The sequence below is a fragment of the Aestuariivita sp. genome (assembly GCF_021404545.1).
Taxonomy (GTDB): Bacteria; Pseudomonadota; Alphaproteobacteria; order Rhodobacterales; family Rhodobacteraceae; genus Aestuariivita.
In genome coordinates this window covers 79,665-99,730 of record NZ_JAAWWD010000039.1, presented here as the reverse complement: position 1 = coordinate 99,730, position 20,066 = coordinate 79,665, and the positions used below count along the sequence as shown (strand labels likewise).

Below are 20,066 nucleotides of genomic sequence, written 5' to 3'. Positions count from 1 at the left end.
GGCTCCCGAAGGGCCGGGCGACCCCTCCCTCGCCAGGATTTGAGGCCATCGGAGCAATCTGCGATCCCTACGACCCGACCGAGCGCTGGAACTACTTCAAGGCCGCCGGATATATCGCAGATTAATGTCGAAATGCTTTAGGTTTGGCGCGCGGTCGAAAGACTTTGAAACCGCGTCGCATAGGTGGTGAATTCTTCGACCTCCGCGGCCAGCGGTTCCTGCCCGGAAAAGATGCGCAGGTAATCCGGCACCCGGTCCAGCCGAATCTCGGCGGTCTCGGGCGGGCCTGCGAAATCATAGCCCAACTGCATGTAATAGAGCACTTTGGCGCGGGTCTCGGCCTCTCTATCGGGATAGTCATAGCGCCGGAACATCGCCGCCAGGGCCGCTTCCCGCGTGGCATCCGATCTATCGAGGGTGTGCCGGACCTTGGCGTCCCGCCGGGCCCAGTCACGGATGGCGAAATCCAGCGCGGTGTCAAAGAGCACCGGGTTGGCCGTGCAGCGGAACACGTTGCAGATGGCGGCGGTGATCGTGGGTGCTGCCGTCTCGGCCTGAGCTACCATGGCGGCGGTATTGCGTTCCTGCCAATCGGTCAGAAGGGCCTCCAGCAGATCGCGGCGTGAGCCGAAATACCAATAGAAAGACGAGCGCGAGACCCCCATCGCCTCGGCCAGAGTCAGGATCTTGACCCGGTCGACCCCGTCACGGATCAGCACATCCATCGCGATATCGATCCAGTCCTGACGCGTAACCTTGACATTGCCCGAGAGCGGTGCGCGATCCGGATCGTCGCGATGCAGCACGGGGTTTCGGAGCGGACGGCTCATGAGCTGACCGGCGGGGCGCCGCCCGCCTGCGTTTTGCGTGCGATATAGGCCATGAGCGCATCGACCTTGTCAGGGTCAACCCGGGGCCGTGCATCTTCGGACAGAATACGTTTCCAGACGGCGGTTGCACGTTGGGTCGCGTCCTCGCCGCCGCGATCTGCCCAGGTGCCGTAGTTGGAGAAATCATGCACGAGCGGTGCGTAGAACTCGGTCTGATAGCGTTGCATCGTGTGCGCTGCGCCAAAGAAATGCCCGCCCGGTTGAACCTCCGTCAGGGCATCGACAGCCCGCGCCGCTGTATCGGCCGGGGTGGGCACGCACAGCTCGGCCACGCTCTGGATCACCTCCAGATCGGTGATTAACTTTTCATAAGACACCGTCAGCCCGCCTTCGAGCCAGCCTGCTGCATGCATGATCACCGTGGCTCCGGCCAAGAGGTTGCCCCAAAGACCGAACTGCGTCTCGTTCGCGGCCTGCGCGTCCCCCAGATTGGCCGCACTTCCGGTGGCCGAGCGCCAGGGCAATCCCACCAGATCGGCCAGTTGTCCCGCGCCGACAGAGGCGCGCATATGTTCGGGCGTACCAAAGATAGGCGCGCCGGATTTCATATCCACATTCGAGGTGAACGTGCCGTAGGACACCGGCGCGCCGGGCCGCACCAGCTGGGTCAGGACGATTGCCGCCAGCGCCTCGGTATGGCTGAGCGTGAGCGCACCCGCCACCGTGATGGGCGCCATGGCCCCCATCAGCGTAAAGGGTGTCACGATGGACATCTGCTTGGCACGGGCAAAATCGATCAGCCCCTGGGCCATGGGAATGTCGATCTGGCGCGGTGAGTTGGTGTTGATGATCGTATAGGTCCAGGGATCGGCCTCGAACTGCGTCTGGCTCAGCCCATGGAAATCCGCCAGCATCTCGAAGACCTCTTCGACCTGCGGCGTGCCGCGCGCATAGGTAAAGGGGATCTTGTCCGACAGCGTCAGTTGCGCGTCCATGAAGGCATAATGGCGCAGGTGGCTCGGCACATCCTGCGGCTCGATCGCGGGGCCGAGGATGGGCAGCACGTCGAAATGCTGGATCAGCCGGGTGAACTCGCGGAAATCGCGGTTGCTGCCGGGGCGGCGGCCTCGCTCCAGATCGGTGGCATGGGGTGCTCCAGCGCCGGCCATGAAGATCAGCGCGCCCGGTTCATAAAGCACGGTGCGTTCGGGATTGCCGCTGCGCAGGGTGACAGAGGCGGGTGCGGTTTTCAACGCCTCCTCGACCGCCTCACGGCCGATCCAGACCATCTCGTCGCTTTCGTCGACCTTGCAGCCTGCCTTGGCAAAGATCGCGCGCGCCTCGGGCAACAGGACCTTGAGGCCCAGCGTTTCCAGAACGTTCAGCGCGTCATGGTGGATCGCGTGAACCTCGTCGTCAGAGAAGATCTTCATCCGAGGGAACGGGTTGCGCAGGGTGCGGTAATCAACGGTGCGGACCGGTGTCGCCACCTCCAACGCACGTTTGCGCCTGCCCTTGCGGATGGGGGTGGGGGCGCCGGTCATGATCGCATCGCCTTGCCGCCGGGGTCATAAGGGGAGGGAGCAATGACTGTGGCCGCGCGCTCCATGCCTACCACATGCACCGACAGCGCCTGACCGGGGGTCGATTGGGCGGTGTCCACCAGGGCCATGGCCAGCGATGTGCCAGTCGTGTGGCCATATCCGCCCGAGGTGACAAAACCCACGCGGGTGCCGTTGGCCCAGACCGGTTCGAACCCCGTGGCATCTGCTCCATCTGCGTCGACTTCCAGCGTGACCTGCCGTTGCGCGGGGCGATTGCCCTTGCGTTCGGCCAAGGCGGCGGCACGTCCGACGAAATCGCCCTTCTCCCAATCGATCCAGCGATCCATGCCGGTCATGCCCGGGGTGTAGCCTTGGGTGAACTCTGCGTTCCAGATGCCAAAGCTCTTCTCCAGCCGCAGGGAGTTGAGCGCGTAGAACCCGTATTCCTTAAGGCCCAGATCGGCGCCTGCCTCCATCAGGGTGCGGCGCAGCCCGATGTGATGCTCGGCGCGGACGTTGATCTCGTATCCCAACTCTCCGGTGACGGAAATCCGGGCAACATGTGCGCGCGCTAGCCCCACATTCATCTGCGTGCAGCCCATAAACGGCAGGGCGGAGGTACTCACATCCGCGTCTGTGACCCGTTCTATGATCTCACGTGACTTGGGTCCAGAGAGCGAAAAGCCCACCATCCCGTCCGAGATGTCGGTGACGCTTACACCGTCCTCCATATGGTCGTGATACCAGCGCATATGCCATGCGCGCAGATAATAGCTGCCCATGATCCAAAAGCGCCCGTCGCCCCAGTTGAAGACGGTCAGATCGCCCTTGAGGCGTCCCGTCTCGGCCACCATCGGCGCCAGCCGCGCGCGCCCCGGTGCGGGCAGACGCGAGGCCATCATGCGGTTCAGCCAGCGTTCCGCGTTAGGCCCCGAGACCTCGAACCGCGAAAAGCCCGAGATATCCAGCAGCCCGCAGGCCTCACGCACGGCGCGGCATTCTCCGGCTACGATCTCATGTGCGTTCGACCGGCGCAGGCTCGGGGTTTCCGCGAACCCCTCTGGCCCGAACATCAGCGGCACTTCGAGCCCGTAAGAGACACCCCATTGCGCGCCCGCCGCCGTCATCGCGTCATGGGCGGGGGCCATCTTCATGGGCCGTCCGGCGGGCAGCTGTTCGTTGGGATAGGTCATCACGAAGCGACGGGAATAGAACTGACCCGTCGTCTCTTTGATATAGCGCTTGTTGCCCGCGTAATCGCCATAGCGCGCGACATCCATGCCAAAGACATCCTCTTCGGGCTCGCCATGGACGATCCATTCGGCGAGGCTTTTGCCGACGCCGCCGCCCTGAAGGAACCCGGCCATCACCGCACAGGCGCACCAATAGCCGGGCTTGCCGCGCACCGGACCCACCAGAGGGTTGCCGTCGGGCGAAAAGGTGAAGGCGCCGTTGACCCAGGTCTTGATCCCGGCATCCTGCAAACAGGGATAGCGCTCGAACCCCAGCATCAGTTCGTGCTCGATGCGGTCGGGGTCTTCCTGCTGTAACTCGAACCCGTACTCCCAGGGCGCGCCGTCCATCATCCAGTGTTCGTGGTTGATCTCGTAAATCCCAAGCAGCATGCCCTTTTGATCCTGCCGCATATAGGTGAAGCCTTCGAGATCGGCGGTCATTGGCAGCATCGTATCCAGCTTGGCCACCTCGGGGATGCTGTCGGTCACCAGATAGTGATGGTTGAGCGGAGAGACCGGCAGCTCCATCCCGGCCATGCGCCCGACCTGCTTGGCCCAAAGACCCGCCGCGTTGACCACATGTTCGGTGCGAATGGTGCCTTTTTCAGTGACGACGTCCCAGCCGTCCCTGGTCTGGTTCAGCTCCAGCACGCGGTTGTTCTCGATTACTTCGGCGCCGCGTTTCTTGGCGGCTCCGGCATAGGCATGGACCGTGCCCGTGGTGTCGATATGCCCTTCGCGGTCCGCCCAAAGGGCACCCACAATGCCGTCGATATTCATCACCGGGTTCAGTGCCCCGGCCTCTTCAGGGGTGACCAGGCGGCAGTCTTCGATGCCAATGGTCTGGAATACCCGGTAGGCCGATTGCAGCCACTCCCAGCGTTCCGGCGTGCCCGCCAGCATCAGGCCACCGGTCATGTGCAGTCCGATATTCTGGCCGCTTTCCTTCTCGATCTCGCTCAGCAGATCGATGGTATAGGCTTGCAGCGCGGCGATATTGGGATCGGCATTCAGCGCGTGAATACCGCCCGCGGCATGCCAACTGGACCCGGCGGTGAGGATCTTGCGTTCGATCAGGCACACATCGGACCAACCGAATTTCGCCAGATGATACAGCACCGAGGCGCCGACAACGCCGCCACCAATCACCACGACCCGATAGTGAGATTTCATCGCTCGTCCTTCCGTGTCACGCCCAAGCATGTTGACGCTAATCAGGCGGCGTCGCTTCTGTCTAGACATTTGTGTCCAGTGGTCCTGAGTTTCTGTCCACGTCTGTCCAGTTCATAATGCACCACCGATTGCGCCGGTGTTTGGTTGCCACGCGCGTCCTCAAAACTTTAAGCTTGAAACGATTTGGGTGGACGTTACCTTTGCCGCAACACGGGATCATCAATGGAGCGAGACGTGAAAGCACTCTGTCTGGGCGGCGGGCCCGCGGGCCTCTATTTTGCCATCACCCTGAAACTGCGGCAGCCCGGGGCCGATGTAACGGTGATGGAGCGTAACCGGCCCGATGACACCTTTGGCTGGGGTGTTGTGCTGTCGGATGAGACGCTGGACAATCTCGAACAGAACGATCCGGTCAGCGCCGCGTCGATCCGGGCGCATTTCGCCTATTGGGACGATATCGCGCTGCACCATCGGGGTCAGAGGCTGGTCTCCTCCGGTCATGGCTTCTGCGGAATCGGGCGCAAGCAATTGCTGCTGTTGTTGCAGGACCGGGCGCGGGACCTGGGTGTGCATCTGAAATTCGAGACAGAGGTCGGCGCGGCCTCTGACTATATGGATGAGTATGACATCGTCGTGGCCTCGGATGGGCTGAACTCCAGAACCCGGCTTGAGTTCAAAGAGACGTTCAAACCCGATATCGACCTGCGTACCTGCTATTTCATGTGGCTGGGCACGCATCAGAAATTCGACGACGCCTTCACCTTCATCTTCGAGAAGACAGATAAGGGCTGGATCTGGGTCCATGCCTATCAGTTTGACGACGATACCGCGACGTTCCTCGTGGAATGCGGGCCTGAGACATTCGAGAATTTCGGCTTTGGCGAGATGACCCAGGCCCAGACGATCGAGACCTGCGAGGAGATCTTCAAGGACTATCTCGGCGGTCATGCCCTGATGACCAATGCCAACCACATTCGCGGTTCCGCCTGGATCCAGTTCCCGCGCGTGCTGTGTGAGCGTTGGGCGCATGAGAATGTGGTGCTTTTGGGCGATGCCTCGGCCACGGCGCATTTTTCCATCGGATCGGGCACCAAGCTCGCGATGGAGAGTGCCGCAGCGCTCGCGCATATGGTCACCGATGAGCCTACGCTCGAAAAGGCCTTTGCCCGTTATGAGGACGAGCGGCGGCTCGAAGTGCTGCGCCTGCAATCGGCGGCGCGTAACTCGCTGGAATGGTTCGAGGATGTGGAGCGGTATCTGGAGCTTGATCCGGTACAGCTGAATTACTCGATGCTCACCCGGTCGCAGCGGATCAGCCACGAGAACCTGCGCGAACGTGACCCTAAATGGCTGGAAAGCGCCGAACGTTGGTTTCAGACCCGGGCGGGTGTGGGCCCCAACGCGCCGGTGCGCGCGCCGATGTTTGCCCCGTTCAAACTGCGCGAGATGGAGCTGGCCAACCGCATCGTCGTCTCGCCCATGGCCCAATACAAGGCCGTCGACGGCGCCCCAACCGACTGGCACCTGATCCATTACGGCGAGCGGGCAAAAGGCGGCGCGGGGCTGGTTTATACCGAAATGACCTGCGTCTCGCCTCAGGGGCGGATCACGCCCGGCTGTCCGGGGCTTTATGCGCCCCAGCACGAGGTCGCCTGGCGCCGCCTGACCGATTTCGTGCATGCCGAAACGCAGGCCAAGATCTGTTGTCAGATCGGCCATTCGGGCCGCAAGGGATCGACCCAGCTCGGCTGGGAAGAGATGGACGCGCCGCTGAAAGAGGGCAATTGGGAGGTCATCTCGGCCTCGCCTATTGCCTGGTCCGATGCCAATCTCGTCCCGCGTGAGATGACCCGCGCCGATATGGATGTGGTGACCGAACAGTTCGTGCAGGCCGCTCGCATGGCCGAGCGCGCCGGGTTCGACATGATCGAACTGCACGCGGCACACGGCTATTTGATCTCCTCCTTCATCTCACCCAAATCCAATATCCGCACCGATGCATATGGCGGCAGCCTGGAAAACCGAATGCGCTATCCGCTGGAGGTGTTCACGGCGATGCGCGCGGCCTGGCCTGCGCACAAACCGATGTCGGTGCGCATCTCGGCCACCGATTGGGTCGGCGACGAAGGGGTGACGCCCGAAGACGCGGTAGAGATCGCGCGCGCCTTTTCCGAGGCGGGGGCGGATATCGTCGATGTCTCGGCCGGGCAAACCTCGACCGAGGCGCAGCCCGTCTATGGCCGCATGTTCCAGACACCGTTTTCGGACCGTATCCGCAACGAGGCAGGGATCGCTACCATGGCGGTCGGCAATATCTATGAGGCCGATCACGTCAATTCGATCCTGCTGGCCGGACGCGCCGATCTGGTTTGTCTCGCCCGTCCGCATCTCAGCGATCCCTACTGGACCCTGCGTGCGGGCGCGGGCATCGGCGACCGGCTGGCGCAGTGGCCGCAACCCTATGAGGCAGGGCGGGACCAGATGTGGCGTTTGGCTGACCGCGCTCAGGCCGATGAGATCCGCGCCTGAACCTTGTGCCATGCGGGGTTGTGCGCAATCATATGCGAACACCCCGTTTCGGGGGGCCATGGTTCGAGGGGAGGTCATGATCGACAATCAAGCGCAGTCCGGCGTAGAGGCCCCTGCCGCGCCACCGCTGCTGCGCTTTGAGAGACCGACCCCATGCTCCAAGCCTGTCTGAACGGGGGCCGCACGGCGGCAGAGACCCCGAACGTGCCGCTCACGCCCGAAGCTCTGGCGCGCGATGCCATTGCCGCGCGGGAGGCCGGTGCGGACGCCTACCATGTCCACCCGCGCAACGCCGAAGGCGCCGAAAGTCTGGCGCCCAAAGACGTCACGGCCGCCTTGCGCGCGATCCGCGCCGCGGTGCCGGGATTGCCCGTGGGCATCGGAACCGGCGCCTGGATCGCGCCCGGTGGTCAAGAGCGCCATGCCCATATCCGCGCCTGGGAGGAGCTGCCCGACTATGTGTCGATCAATCTCAACGAACCCGACTGTATCGACGTGATGGAGATGATGCACGAGCGCGGCATCGGGATCGAGGCTGGGGTATGGAGCGTTGCCGATGCCCGCAAGCTGTGCCGGGAAGCCAACAAATCTGATGTTCTGCGTATTTTGGTGGAGATGCCCGACGTCGCGGCTCCACGTGCCCGGACCGAGGCAGCGCTGTGCCTGGAGTTGCTGCGCGCACGCGGTGCGACGGCTCCGATCCTGTTGCATGGTGAAGGTCAAAGCGCCTGGCCTTGTGTCGTCGAAGCGGCACGATTGGGGCTTGATACACGTATGGGATTTGAGGATGTGCTGGACTTGCCGGATGGGACGCCCGCGCCATCGAACGCCGCGCTGATCGGCGCGGCCCGTGATCTGATTGACCACAGCTCGCAAGGACTCACCGGCTGAGCACGGGCAGGGGTCAAGACCCACAGGCCAGACCAGGTATCGCAGGCCGGATTGACCATGTGCCGCGGACCCGCCAGCCGTCATTCGGGAATTATCGGCGCCGGCTGCATTGGTCGCCATGGGACCTGCCGCTCCATAACGCCGGGACGCGTTGCCGAGAAAAAAGCAAAGCCACGTTCCCTGCCAAGCATAGGCTCACACACCAGCCGCCTCTCGGGGTCTAGCACGACCTTTCCGGATCGCTCTCTGGTTCGCTGCAAAAAAACCGTCAGGTTCGCGCCAAGTGGGCAGGTCCCGTGCTGTTGCGCTGCCCGACCTCAGGATCGCGGTTGCTGCCGACCGGCTCCACAGCCTCCGAGGCTCAGCGAACCCAAAGACGGAGCGTGCAATGCAGGCGGCCGACCCGGTTGCTCCGCTGGCAATGGACACATAGCGACTGCGCTATTCTGTGGTCCGCTGTCTGGGCATCCCTCACACCCGACAAGACCGGCTTGAACGGGACCGCGGTCATCAGCACTCTGTCGTTCGGACCTTTGGCGGCAGTTTCTCAGATCTCGCACCCTTCGCTGAGGATTGCCAGCACACGCGCCTCGGAGGTGAGATGCAATGCAGCGCGATGCGGGGCAGAGGCCAATAAGGCCGCGATCCCGCTCACACCTTTGGGCGTGGAGGCCAAGCCCATCTCGGCCAAGCGCTCGACCGCGTCCTCCACGTCCGCCTCGGACATCCGCGCAAAGACATCCGCATCTCGCGCGAGCCCCTGCATAGCGATCACCGAGGCCCCTTCGTAGCCGTGTCCCGCTGGCTCATGCGTGCTGCCGCGGGCGGTGGCCTGGATCGCTGTCCCCAGTCCGGCCGGGGCGTCTGGTTCCACCACGATAATGCGCGGTTCCGCCCCCCAATCGCGCCGGGCCAGGGTTGCACAGGCAGCCGCAAACCCGCCCGCGCGGGCCTGGACGAACACATGGCTGGGTGGGACAGGGATCTGGGTCAACACCTCCTCCATCAGGACCAGATACCCTTCCATTATCTGGAGGGGGCGATCAGTGTAGCCGGGCCAGGACGTGTCTGAGAGCAGCCTCCAGCCTTCCGTCTTGGACGCGCGGACGGCGGCGGCGTGGCTGTCGGTGTCGCAGCCCCCCTCGCGGACGACCTCAGCACCCTTGGCGCGCAGGCGATCCGCGACCGTCTCAGGCGCGCATTGGGGAATATAGATGACTGACCGGGCGCCAAAGGCCCGCGCGCCCATCGCCACCGCAAGGCCATGCGCGCCCGCGCGCGCCGCGACATAAGTGACCCCGGTCAGCGCGCTGCCCATATCGGTGGAGTTGCTGGCATCGGCGTCCTGGGCAATCGCATAGGCGGCCCCCAGCGCCTCGACACTGCCCAGTCCCATGCGCGTCCGCTCATCCTTGATATGGACCGCGCGCACACCAGCCATCCGGGCCAGATCGTCGCGCGCCAGCAAAGGCGTCTGCACATCCGCAGGGCAGCGCGCCAACAGGTCCAGTGGCCTGTCCGACCGGACCGATGGGACCGGGACATCCGGGTCGAGGCTCAAGATTCCAGAGCCGTCCCGAAAGGGGTTCGTCAATAATTCCATACTGCCCCCGGGGGGTGAGACATCCGTTCGGCCCATGTCCTCTCAGACATCCGCGCTCACCCTGGTTTAGAGGGTTCGGCTAAAGGACGGGTAAACGACACCCGCGCGTTTTTTGGCTTGCCCGGGAGAGCACCGCGCGATACCGGTGTACGCGTGCATACGGGAGAATCGGCGCATGCCGGTGCCGAAGGAGCAACCGCCCCGGAAACTCTCAGGCCACAAGGACCGGATGCGCAGCAAAAAGACTCTGGAGAGAGCCCGGATTTGACGGGACGCCGAAGGGATAACGATCTCAGGCGAAAGGACAGAGGGGGCATCTGATGCGTCGCGCGGTTGCGCGGACTGGGATGCCGGATGGTTTATCACATGACCAGATCGGCCTGGAAACAGGGACGGGGTATGAGCGATCTGAACCGCACGCCGCTTTATGACACGCACCTTCAGCTCGGGGCCAAGATGGTGCCGTTCGCGGGCTATGAGATGCCCGTGCAATATGCTGCCGGCGTGATGCAGGAACATCAGCACACGCGCGCGCAGGCCGGACTTTTCGATGTCAGCCATATGGGGCAGCTGCGTGTCAGCGGCCCATCATGGGAGGCTGTGGCACTGGGCCTTGAGCGGCTGGTACCACAGGATGTTCTGGGTCTGGCCGACGGGCGCCAGCGATATGGTCTGTTGACGAACGACGCGGGCGGGATATCGGACGATCTGATCTTTGCCCGACAGGGGGATGCGCTTGTCATCGTGGTCAACGCGGCCTGCAAAGAGGCTGATATCGCCCATATCCGCGCAGCTTTTGAGCCGGATCTGACGGTAACGGATCTGGCGGATCGGGCGCTGATCGCTTTGCAGGGACCCGTGTCCGAAGCGGTCTTGGCCCCGCTTGATCCCAGGGCCGCCGAGATGCGCTTCATGGACTGTGCGCATTTGGATCTGGGCGGGGTCGAGGTTTGGGCGTCGCGTTCGGGTTATACCGGCGAGGACGGGTTTGAAATCTCGGTCCCGGCGACTGCAGCGGCGGGTCTTGCCGAAGCTTTGCTGGCACACAGCGCCGTTCAGGCCATCGGTCTGGGCGCGCGTGACAGTCTGCGGCTGGAAGCGGGCCTGTGCCTGTATGGCCAGGATATCGACGCAGGCACCACCCCTGTGGAGGCCGGGCTGACCTGGTCGATCCAGAAAGTGCGCCGCGCGGGCGGCGCGCGCGCGGGTGGATTTCCCGGTGCCGATCGCATTCTTGCGGAGCTACAAGACGGTGCCGCGCGTCGGCGGATCGGCCTGCGGCCCGAAGGGCGTGCACCGATGCGCGCAGGCGTGCCGCTTTTCGCGGTGGCCGAAGGCGGCACTGCGATCGGACAAATCACCTCGGGTGGGTTCGGTCCGACGGTCGGAGGCCCACTTGCCATGGGCTATGCGCCCAATGCGCTGGCGCAGCCAGGCGCTGTACTTTTCGGAGAGTTGCGCGGCAAACGCTTGCCCGTCACTGTGACACCGCTGCCCTTTGTGGCGGCCCGCTTTAAACGCTGAATACCCAGGGAGGGGACATCTGATGAAATACACCGAAGAACACGAGTGGCTGCTGGCAGAAGGGGAGTTGATCGTGGTGGGCATCACCGAACACGCCGCCGAACAATTGGGCGATGTGGTGTTTGTCGAGTTGCCGGATGAGGGCGACGAGGTCAGCAAGGATGACGAGATCGTGGTGATTGAGAGCGTCAAGGCCGCCTCGGACATTCTGGCCCCTCTGGATGGCGAGATTGTCGAAATCAACGAGGCCCTCGTCGAAAACCCGGCCCTGATCAACGAAGACGCCGAAGGCGCTGCGTGGTTCTTCAAGATGCGGCCGTCGGATCTCAGCCCGATGGACGATTACATGGACGCCGCCGGGTACAAGACATTCATCGGCTAAGGCACGGAACGGGCCAGAGACCCGCCTGACTTCGGTCAGTCCAGGCGCGGATCGCACCGACGGGCGCGCCTGTGAGGCCATGTTGCAGGGGTCATCAGGGTCCTAGTGGTGCGGCAGGACCAATCACCAAACGGAGTGCCAATGACCATCTTGCGGATCGTTCCAAATCTGGCAGCCGCCGACCCCGACGGGCTGGCGGCCTTCTACGGGTCGGTGTTCGGCCTCGCTCCGGTGATGGAGGCGGGGGTCATCGTCGCCAGTGCCGCGCCGGGAGAGGCGCGGGTACAGATGAGCTTTGCGCGCGCGGGCGGCTCGGGTACGCCCGTCCCCGCCGTGTCGATCGAGGAGGACGACCTTGAGGCGGCTCTGACCCGTGCGCGCGGAGCGGGAGCACGCATCAGCTATGGACCGGTGACCGAGCCCTGGGGTGTACGCCGCTTTTTTCTGCAAGATCCCGAACACAATCTGATCAACGTGCTCAGCCATATCGAGGAGCCGACATGACCTTTACGCCAAGTGACTATCTTCCCTACGACTTCGCCAACCGTCGCCATATCGGCCCCAGCCCCGCCGAGATGGCGGAGATGCTGGAGGTTCTGGGCGTCGACAGTCTGGATGACCTGATCGACCAGACCATCCCGGCCGCTATTCGCCAGAAAGAGCCGTTGGATTTCGGCAAAGCCTATTCCGAGCGCGAGCTCTTGCACCACATGCGCAAGGTTGCGGCCCGCAACAAGGTTCTGGTCAGCCTGATCGGGCAGGGGTATCACGGCACCGTCACACCTCCGGCGATCCAGCGCAACGTACTGGAAAACCCGGCTTGGTACACCGCCTATACCCCCTATCAGCCAGAGATCAGCCAGGGACGGCTGGAGGCGTTGTTGAACTTCCAGACGATGATTTCGGATCTGACTGGGCTGGAAATCGCCAATGCCTCGCTGCTGGACGAGTCCACCGCCTGCGCAGAGGCGATGACCATGGCCCAACGCGTGGCGAAATCGAAAGCCAAGGCGTTTTTCGTGGACGAGAATTGCCATCCTCAGAACATTGCGGTGATGCGGACGCGGGCCGCGCCGCTGGGGATTGAGGTGATCGTCGGCGATCCGTCGGATATGCAGGCCGATCAGGTCTTTGGCGCGATCTTCCAGTACCCTGGCACATATGGTCATCTGCGCGATTTCACCCCTCAGATCGCGGCTCTGCATGCGGCCAAGGCCATCGGTGTGATCAGCGCCGATCCACTGTCGCTGACCTTGCTGAAGGAACCCGGCGCGATGGGCGCGGATATCGCTGTGGGCAGCGCGCAGCGCTTTGGTGTGCCGATGGGCTATGGCGGGCCGCATGCGGCCTATATGGCCACCAGACAAAGCTATGCCCGCGCCATGCCCGGCCGCCTTGTGGGGGTCAGTGTGGACAGCCATGGCAACCGCGCCTACCGGCTGTCGCTGCAAACCCGGGAGCAACATATCCGCCGCGAAAAGGCGACCTCGAATGTCTGCACGGCGCAGGCGCTGCTGGCGGTCATGGCCTCGTTTTATGCCGTGTTTCACGGTCCCGAGGGCCTGCGGGCGATTGCCCAGCGTATTCACCGCAAGACCGTGCGTCTAGCCCGCGGGCTGGAGGCTGCGGGCTTCAAGGTCGAGCCCAAGGCGTTCTTTGACACGATCACGGTGGATGTGGGTCTGTTGCAGCGCGGCGTGTTGCAGGCTGCGGTCCGCGAAGGGGTGAATCTGCGCCGTGTGGGCGAGACCAGGATCGGTATCACCCTGGACGAAGCGACCCGTCCGCGGGTGATCGAGGCGGTCTGGCGCGCCTTTGGCATCGTTATGGAAGATACTGATTTCAAACCCGAGTACCGCCTGCCGGATGATCTGGTGCGCGAAAGCGGCTATCTCGAACACCCGATCTTTCACATGAACCGGGCCGAGACCGAGATGATGCGCTATATGCGCCGTCTTGCCGACCGCGACCTGGCGCTTGACCGGGCGATGATCCCGCTGGGCTCGTGCACGATGAAGCTCAACTCGGCGGCCGAGATGATGCCGGTGAGCTGGCGGGAGTTCTCTCTGATGCACCCGTTCTGCCCGCCCGATCAGGCCGAAGGATATCGGTATCTGATTGACGATCTTTCGGCCAAACTGTGTGAGATCACCGGCTATGCCGCCATCTCGATGCAGCCCAACTCCGGCGCGCAAGGCGAATATGCGGGGCTTTTGACGATTTCTGCCTATCACCGGGAACGCGGAGAGGGGCATCGCAATATCTGCCTGATCCCGATGAGCGCGCATGGCACCAACCCGGCCTCCGCCCAGATGGTGGGCTGGACGGTGGTCGCGATAAAATCGGCGGAAAACGGGGATATCGACCTCGATGATTTCCGCGCCAAGGCAGAGCAATATGCCGACAGGCTGGCCGGTTGCATGATCACCTATCCTTCGACCCACGGTGTGTTCGAAGAAACGGTGACCGAGGTCTGCGACATCACCCATCAGCACGGCGGCCAGGTCTATATCGACGGGGCCAATATGAACGCGATGGTCGGGCTGTCGCGGCCGGGCGATCTGGGCGGGGATGTCAGCCACCTGAACCTGCACAAGACCTTCTGCATCCCCCACGGGGGCGGCGGGCCCGGAATGGGACCCATCGGCGTCAAGCAACACCTGGTGCCCTATCTGCCCGGTCATCCAATCACCGGCGGCGCACAAGGTCCGGTCTCTGCCGCGCCATTTGGGTCGCCCTCGCTCTTGCCGATCAGTTGGGCCTATTGCCTGATGATGGGCGGCGAGGGGCTGACCCAGGCCACGCGCGTGGCGATCCTGAATGCCAATTACATCGCCAAGCGGCTGGAGGGCGCATTCGATGTGCTCTATCGCGGCGGCGGAGGCCGGGTGGCGCATGAGTGCATCATCGACACCCGCCCTTTTGCCGACAGTGCCGGTGTCACCGTGGACGACATCGCCAAACGTCTGATCGATTGCGGGTTTCACGCCCCCACCATGAGCTGGCCCGTCGCGGGCACGCTGATGGTCGAGCCGACCGAAAGCGAGACAAAGGCCGAGCTCGATCGGTTTTGCGAGGCCATGCTTGCGATCCGCGCCGAGATCCGCGGGATCGAGGAGGGGCGGCTGGATGCCGACACCAACCCCCTCAAGATGGCGCCGCACACCATGGAGGATCTGGTGCGCGACTGGGACCGGCCCTACAGCCGCGAGCAAGGGTGCTTTCCGCCGGGCGCGTTCCGGGTAGACAAGTACTGGCCGCCTGTAAACCGGGTCGACAACGCTTGGGGCGACCGCCACCTGATCTGCACCTGCCCCCCGATGGAGGACTACGCCGAAGCGGCAGAGTGATCAGATAGCGCGCCTGCGGCGCATTCCTTTCTGGTCATTGGGGGCGCTGCCCCCAAACCCCCGCCGGTATTTAGAAGAGAAGAAGCCATCCTCACGACCTTGCATTTCTTCTCTTTCAAAATACCGGCGGGGAGCGCGAGGGGCTGGCCCCTCGCTCCTGTCCTTATCCATCTGCCAAAAGGCGAGCCTGCTTGGCCATGACCTCGATCACGTGCCGCATCTGTCCCAGATCGCGCGGATTGGATGCATTTCCATCCAGTCCGCGCCTCAAAACGCCCTGGAGGATCGCCAAGAGGCGGAAGAACGAAAAGACCAGATAGAACGTCCAGTTCGCGGGCTGTTCGATGCCGCGCCGTTTGCAGTAAAGCGCGACGTATTGCTCTTCGGAGGGCAGGCCAAGGCTCGCGCGATCCACGCCGCCCAAGCCTCGGAAATGCCCCTCATGCGGCAAGCGCCAATGCATGCATTGATAGGCAAGATCGGCCAGCGGGTGGCCCAGGGTCGACAGCTCCCAATCGAGGAGCGCAACCACGTCTATCCGGTGAGGGGCGAACATCATGTTGTCGATCCGGTAATCGCCATGCACGATGCTGATCGCGCCGTCATCGGGAACCATATGCGCCTCCAGCCAGTCGATCAGCCAATCGGCATCGGGCAGAGGGTCGGTCTCGGAGGCCGTGTATTGCCCCGACCAGCGCTCAAGTTGACGGGCAAAGTAATTGCCGGGTTTGCCGTAATCGCCCAAGCCAACCGCATTCGGGTCGACCGAATGGAGCCGGGCCAGCGTCAGGTTCATCCGGTCGTAAACCGCCGCGCGATCCTGGTTGCTCAGCTCGGGCAGGGCAGGGTCCCAGAAGATCCGGCCCTCCATCATCTCCATCACGATAAACTGTGTACCCATCGGAGTGTCTGCACTTGACAGGTGATACATCCGCGGCACCGGCACATCCGTCCCCTCCAGCGCCTTCATAACGCGAAACTCGCGGTCTACGGCGTGCGCGGACTTCAGCAATTTGCCCGGCGGTTTGGCTCTCAACACATAGGCCTGCGCGCCCGAGGTCAGTTTGTAGGTTGGATTGGATTGCCCGTCACCGAACTTCTCGATCGCATCCAGCGTGCCGAATCCTTCCACATTTTCCTGTAGATAATGCTCCAGCTCGCGCTGATCGTACTTGTGCATGACGCTGCGTTCTCCCCGTAGACATTGTCCGCGCATCTAAGCAATCCTCCGGATCAAAGGTAAAGGTGGGACGCGCCGTCATGCGCTGCGTCCGACGGGAGGAAGAGAGATGGACATGAATTTCGGGATGCGGGCCGAAAACCGCGCGCTGTTGGACCGCGTGGCCGCGATGGTCCGCGATGACATTATGCCGCTGGAGCAAGAGTATCAGGCCGAGATCGGCACCGGAGACCGCTGGACCTATACCGCCCGCCAGACAGAGATCCTCGAAGGGCTCAAGGCAAAGGCCAAAGCCGAAGGTCTGTGGAATTTCTGGCTGACCGACAGCGACAAGGGCTTTGGCCTGAGCACTGTGGAATACGCTCTTTTTGCCGAAGAGATGGGCAAGACCCCTCTGGGTGCGGAGGTCTTCAACTGCTCGGCCCCCGATACCGGAAACATGGAAGTGTTCGAGCGCTACGGCTCTGACAAGATGAAGCAAGAGTGGCTCGAACCTCTGCTGAACGGAGAGATCCGCTCGGCCTATCTGATGACCGAACCGGATGTGGCCTCTTCGGATGCGACCAACATCTCGATGTCCTGTGTGCGCGACGGCGATGACTATGTCTTGAATGGTGAGAAATGGTGGGCCTCGGGTGCCGGTGATCCACGCTGCCGGGTCTATATCACCATGGTACGCACCGGGGGCGAGGGCACGCCCAAGCATCAGCGCCACTCGATGATCGTCGTACCTGCGGAGGCGGACGGGATCGAGATCCTGCGCCCGATGGAAGTTTACGGCCATGATGACGCGCCGCATGGTCATATGCATATCCGTTTTGCCGATGTGCGCGTGCCGACCGAGAATATGCTTCTGGGCGAAGGGCGCGGATTCGAGATCGCGCAGGGCCGTCTGGGGCCGGGGCGGATCCATCACTGCATGCGCGCGATCGGGCAGGCCGAGGCCGCGCTGGAACAGCTCTGCCGCCGGTCCGTGCGGCGCGAGGCGTTTGGCAAGCCGTTGGCGCAACTGGGTGCGAATTACGACATCATCGCCGAATGCCGGATGGAGATCGAGATGGCGCGGCTGCTTTGCCTCAAGGCCGCCTGGTACATGGATCAGGGCGATGGGCGTGCCGCCGCGCCGTGGATTTCGCAGATCAAGGTGATCGCGCCGCGCGTGGCGCTCAAGGTCATCGACGAGGCTGTGCAGATGCATGGCGGCCAGGGGATCAGCCAAGATACACCGCTGGCGCAGGCTTGGACCCATGTGCGCACCTTGCGTCTGGCCGACGGGCCGGATGCGGTTCACCGCCGTCTGGTGGCGCGGGCCGAGCTGAAGAAATACACTCAGGAACTGGTGTGAACGGATGGTTGGCCCCCGGATCGTGATCGCCGGGTCAGGCAGCATCGGCTGTTTCGTGGGGGGCTGCCTGGCCGATGCGGGTCATGATGTCGCCTTTCTTGGCCGCGCGACTGTGCTGGACGGCATCCGCGACCAGGGTCTGCGTCTCACGGATTTCACCGGGCTTGCCGTGGCCGTGCATCCTGCGACACTGTCCGATGATCCCGCGATCCTGGGCGAGGCGGATCTGATCCTTGTCACCGTCAAATCCGGCGCAACCTCCGAGATGGCGGAGCTGATTGCCACCCATGCCCAGGGTTCGGCCACGATCGTCAGCCTGCAAAACGGGATGGAGAATGCCGCGATGCTGAAAGACCGCCTTCCCGACAGCGATGTGCGGGCGGGCATGGTGCCCTTCAACGTGGTCCCCAAGGGGCCGGGCGCCTATCATCGTGCGACCTCGGGCGAGATTGCGATTGCGGCCGGTCCTGGGGAGTGGGCGGCCCTGCTCAGCACGGCCGCATTGCCCATCACCGAAACCGACCGGATCGAGGCGGTGCAGTGGGCCAAACTGCTCTTGAACCTGACCAATGCCATCAATGCTCTATCGGGGCTGCCTTTGCCTGAGATGTTGCGCGCGCGGCCTTGGCGGCTGTTGATGGCCGATCAGATGGCTGAGGCGCTGCGCGTGCTCAAGGCCGCGGGGATCCCGGTGCAGTCCTCTGCTCCGGTGCCCATGTCCTGGGTGCCCAGAATCCTGCGTCTGCCCACGCCACTTTATACCCGGGTGGCGGCGGGTATGCTGACGATTGATCCCGAGGCGCGCACGTCAATGGCCTATGACCTGATGGCCGGGCGCCTGACGGAGGTCGATCAGCTTCAGGGACGCATTCTGGAACTGGCCCGGAATCGCCGGATCGCAACGCCAGTGATCGCCGCCGTCCACCGTGCAGTGAAATCCGCTGAAGCTGGGGGCACAACGCCTCTCAACCCGGCCCAGATCCGGGCGGCGTGATCGCCCGCCCTTGATCCGGGTTGCATGGCGCGCGGAACGCAGTCAGTCTGTTCGGCACGAATGCACGCAAGGCGAGGCAGCATGGCATCAGCCGATATTGGGGTTTACGGGCTTGGCACGATGGGCAGCGCACTGGCGTTGAACCTCGCAGGCAAAGGGTTCACCGTCACCGTCACCAATCGCGAGATTGACTGGATTGCCCCGTTTATGGCCGAGGCCGAAGAGTTGTCGGCCCGGATCGTGCCCCAGCAGACGCTTGCGGGTTTTGTGGCCGAGCTCAAGACACCTCGGGTCATCCTGTTTATGATCCCGTCGGGCGCGCCCATGGATGCGATGATCGACGCGGTTACGCCGCTTTTGTCCGAAGGCGATACGATCATCGATGGTGGCAATGCCGATTTTCACGACACGCGCCGCCGTGCACAGGCCATGGCGGACACCGGTCTGCACTATGTCGGCATGGGCGTGTCGGGGGGCGAGGCCGGCGCGCGCACCGGCCCGTCGATGATGGTGGGCGGGACCGATCACAGCTGGCAACAGCTCCGCCCGATGGTCGAGGCGATTGCCGCGCGGTATCGGGGGGCGCCCTGCGTTGCGCATCTGGGCCCGGACGGGGCCGGGCATTTCGTCAAGACGGTGCATAACGGTATCGAATATGCCGATATGCAGATGATCGCCGAGATCTATGGTCTCTTGCGCGATGGTGACCATTGGGACGCGCCGCGTATCGGGGCTCTGTTCGCTCACTGGAACGAGGGACCGCTGGAAAGCTTTCTGACCGCGATCAGTGCCCGAGCGCTGATGGCCCTGGATGCCGAGACGGGCCAACCGATGGTCGATGTGATCGCCGACCGCGCGGGCCAGAAAGGCACCGGGCGCTGGACGGTGATCGAGGCGCTGAAACTGGGCCAATCGGCCAGCACGATCGAAGGGGCTGTGGCCGCGCGGGCCTGGTCGGCGGAGGCCGAGGCACGCCGGATGGCCGAGACGCTCTATGGGCCGGAGACAGGCCCGCTCAATCTGTCCGAAGAGACGCTGGAAAGCGCGCTCATGGCCGGTCGCATCCTGTCGCACGCGCAGGGCTTTCGGGTGCTGGACGCAGCCTCCGACCTCTATGACTGGTCGCTCGATCCCGCCCGCATCGCCGAGATCTGGCGCGCGGGCTGTATCATCCGGTCGGCCTTGCTCGACGATCTCGCAGCCGCGTTCCGCTCCGATCCGCCGCAGGGTCATCTGGTCTTGTCGGATGGCATCGCTGCCCGTCTTGCGGTCGCCATCCCGGCTTTGCGCCAAACCGTGGCCGCAGCAGTGACCGCCGGGTTGCCGGTGCCTGCGCTGTCGGGGGGGCTGCAATGGTATGACAGCCTGACCCGGGCGCGCGGCACCGCCAATCTGATCCAGGCACAGCGGGATTTCTTTGGCCATCACGGGTTTGAGCGGATAGGCGCAGAGGGCACGTTTCACGGCAAGTGGGGCTGATCCAAAG

At 63.4% G+C, this 20,066-nt stretch carries 14 protein-coding genes and 1 riboswitch; of the genes, 9 read left to right on the top strand and 5 right to left on the bottom strand.

Annotated features, from left to right (window positions below):
- Nucleotides 1-137: 137 nt before the first annotated feature.
- From HEP69_RS13620 to HEP69_RS13610, 3 genes are read right to left on the bottom strand one after another with little or no spacing between them, the layout of a single operon-like run.
- The gene (locus HEP69_RS13620; protein WP_290559091.1) at nucleotides 138-830 is read right to left on the bottom strand and encodes a TetR/AcrR family transcriptional regulator; all 693 of its coding nucleotides are present in this window, start codon (nucleotides 828-830) and stop codon (nucleotides 138-140) included.
- The gene (locus HEP69_RS13615) at nucleotides 827-2,374 is read right to left on the bottom strand and encodes a trimethylamine methyltransferase family protein (protein WP_290559090.1); all 1,548 of its coding nucleotides are present in this window, start codon (nucleotides 2,372-2,374) and stop codon (nucleotides 827-829) included. Before HEP69_RS13615 ends, HEP69_RS13620 begins: the two co-directional genes overlap by 4 nt.
- Complete coding sequence (locus HEP69_RS13610) at nucleotides 2,371-4,782, bottom strand: FAD-dependent oxidoreductase (RefSeq protein ID WP_290559089.1); 2,412 nt, start codon at nucleotides 4,780-4,782, stop codon at nucleotides 2,371-2,373. The genes HEP69_RS13615 and HEP69_RS13610 overlap by 4 nt, the downstream gene beginning before the upstream one ends.
- Nucleotides 4,783-5,016: 234 nt before the next feature.
- Between HEP69_RS13610 and HEP69_RS13605 the strand changes: the two genes are divergently transcribed.
- Together HEP69_RS13605 and HEP69_RS13600 are read left to right on the top strand one after the other, a co-directional pair.
- Nucleotides 5,017-7,311, top strand: a complete 2,295-nt coding sequence (locus HEP69_RS13605) for a bifunctional salicylyl-CoA 5-hydroxylase/oxidoreductase (RefSeq protein WP_290559088.1) — start codon at nucleotides 5,017-5,019, stop codon at nucleotides 7,309-7,311.
- A 153-nt stretch (nucleotides 7,312-7,464) separates the two neighbouring features.
- A complete protein-coding gene (locus HEP69_RS13600) occupies nucleotides 7,465-8,202 on the top strand; it encodes a 3-keto-5-aminohexanoate cleavage protein (RefSeq protein ID WP_290559087.1) in 738 nt (245 codons plus the stop codon).
- Nucleotides 8,203-8,749: 547 nt separating this feature from the next.
- Here the strand turns inward: HEP69_RS13600 and HEP69_RS13595 are convergent.
- The gene (locus HEP69_RS13595; protein ID WP_290559086.1) at nucleotides 8,750-9,805 is read right to left on the bottom strand and encodes a pyridoxal-phosphate dependent enzyme; all 1,056 of its coding nucleotides are present in this window, start codon (nucleotides 9,803-9,805) and stop codon (nucleotides 8,750-8,752) included.
- A gap of 150 nt (nucleotides 9,806-9,955) precedes the next feature.
- A riboswitch (glycine riboswitch) is annotated at nucleotides 9,956-10,043 on the top strand.
- 161 nt (nucleotides 10,044-10,204) lie between these two features.
- Between HEP69_RS13595 and gcvT the strand changes: the two genes are divergently transcribed.
- The 4 genes from gcvT (at nucleotide 10,205) to gcvP (ending at nucleotide 15,061) form a co-directional block, all read left to right on the top strand.
- A complete protein-coding gene (gene gcvT / locus HEP69_RS13590; RefSeq protein WP_290559085.1) occupies nucleotides 10,205-11,329 on the top strand; it encodes a glycine cleavage system aminomethyltransferase GcvT in 1,125 nt (374 codons plus the stop codon).
- A gap of 22 nt (nucleotides 11,330-11,351) precedes the next feature.
- Nucleotides 11,352-11,711: a glycine cleavage system protein GcvH gene (gene gcvH, locus HEP69_RS13585; RefSeq protein WP_290559084.1), complete on the top strand. Its 360-nt coding sequence runs from the start codon at nucleotides 11,352-11,354 to the stop codon at nucleotides 11,709-11,711.
- Nucleotides 11,712-11,852: 141 nt separating this feature from the next.
- Complete coding sequence (locus tag HEP69_RS13580; protein WP_290559083.1) at nucleotides 11,853-12,215, top strand: VOC family protein; 363 nt, start codon at nucleotides 11,853-11,855, stop codon at nucleotides 12,213-12,215.
- Nucleotides 12,212-15,061: an aminomethyl-transferring glycine dehydrogenase gene (gene gcvP, locus HEP69_RS13575; protein ID WP_290559082.1), complete on the top strand. Its 2,850-nt coding sequence runs from the start codon at nucleotides 12,212-12,214 to the stop codon at nucleotides 15,059-15,061. Before HEP69_RS13580 ends, gcvP begins: the two co-directional genes overlap by 4 nt.
- A gap of 163 nt (nucleotides 15,062-15,224) precedes the next feature.
- Here the strand turns inward: gcvP and HEP69_RS13570 are convergent, their stop codons facing one another.
- Nucleotides 15,225-16,241 (bottom strand): phosphotransferase family protein, encoded by a 1,017-nt coding sequence (locus HEP69_RS13570; RefSeq protein ID WP_290559081.1) that lies wholly within the window; start codon nucleotides 16,239-16,241, stop codon nucleotides 15,225-15,227.
- A gap of 109 nt (nucleotides 16,242-16,350) precedes the next feature.
- On the opposite strand from HEP69_RS13570, the gene HEP69_RS13565 reads away from it, so the two are divergent.
- From HEP69_RS13565 to gndA, 3 genes are all read left to right on the top strand, one after another.
- The gene (locus tag HEP69_RS13565; RefSeq protein WP_290559080.1) at nucleotides 16,351-17,586 is read left to right on the top strand and encodes an acyl-CoA dehydrogenase family protein; all 1,236 of its coding nucleotides are present in this window, start codon (nucleotides 16,351-16,353) and stop codon (nucleotides 17,584-17,586) included.
- Between the two features lie 4 nt (nucleotides 17,587-17,590).
- On the top strand, nucleotides 17,591-18,580 hold the full coding sequence (locus HEP69_RS13560; protein ID WP_290559079.1) for a 2-dehydropantoate 2-reductase: 990 nt from the start codon (nucleotides 17,591-17,593) through the stop codon (nucleotides 18,578-18,580).
- An 81-nt stretch (nucleotides 18,581-18,661) separates the two neighbouring features.
- On the top strand, nucleotides 18,662-20,059 hold the full coding sequence (gndA, locus tag HEP69_RS13555) for an NADP-dependent phosphogluconate dehydrogenase (RefSeq protein WP_290559078.1): 1,398 nt from the start codon (nucleotides 18,662-18,664) through the stop codon (nucleotides 20,057-20,059).
- Nucleotides 20,060-20,066 lie beyond the last annotated feature (7 nt).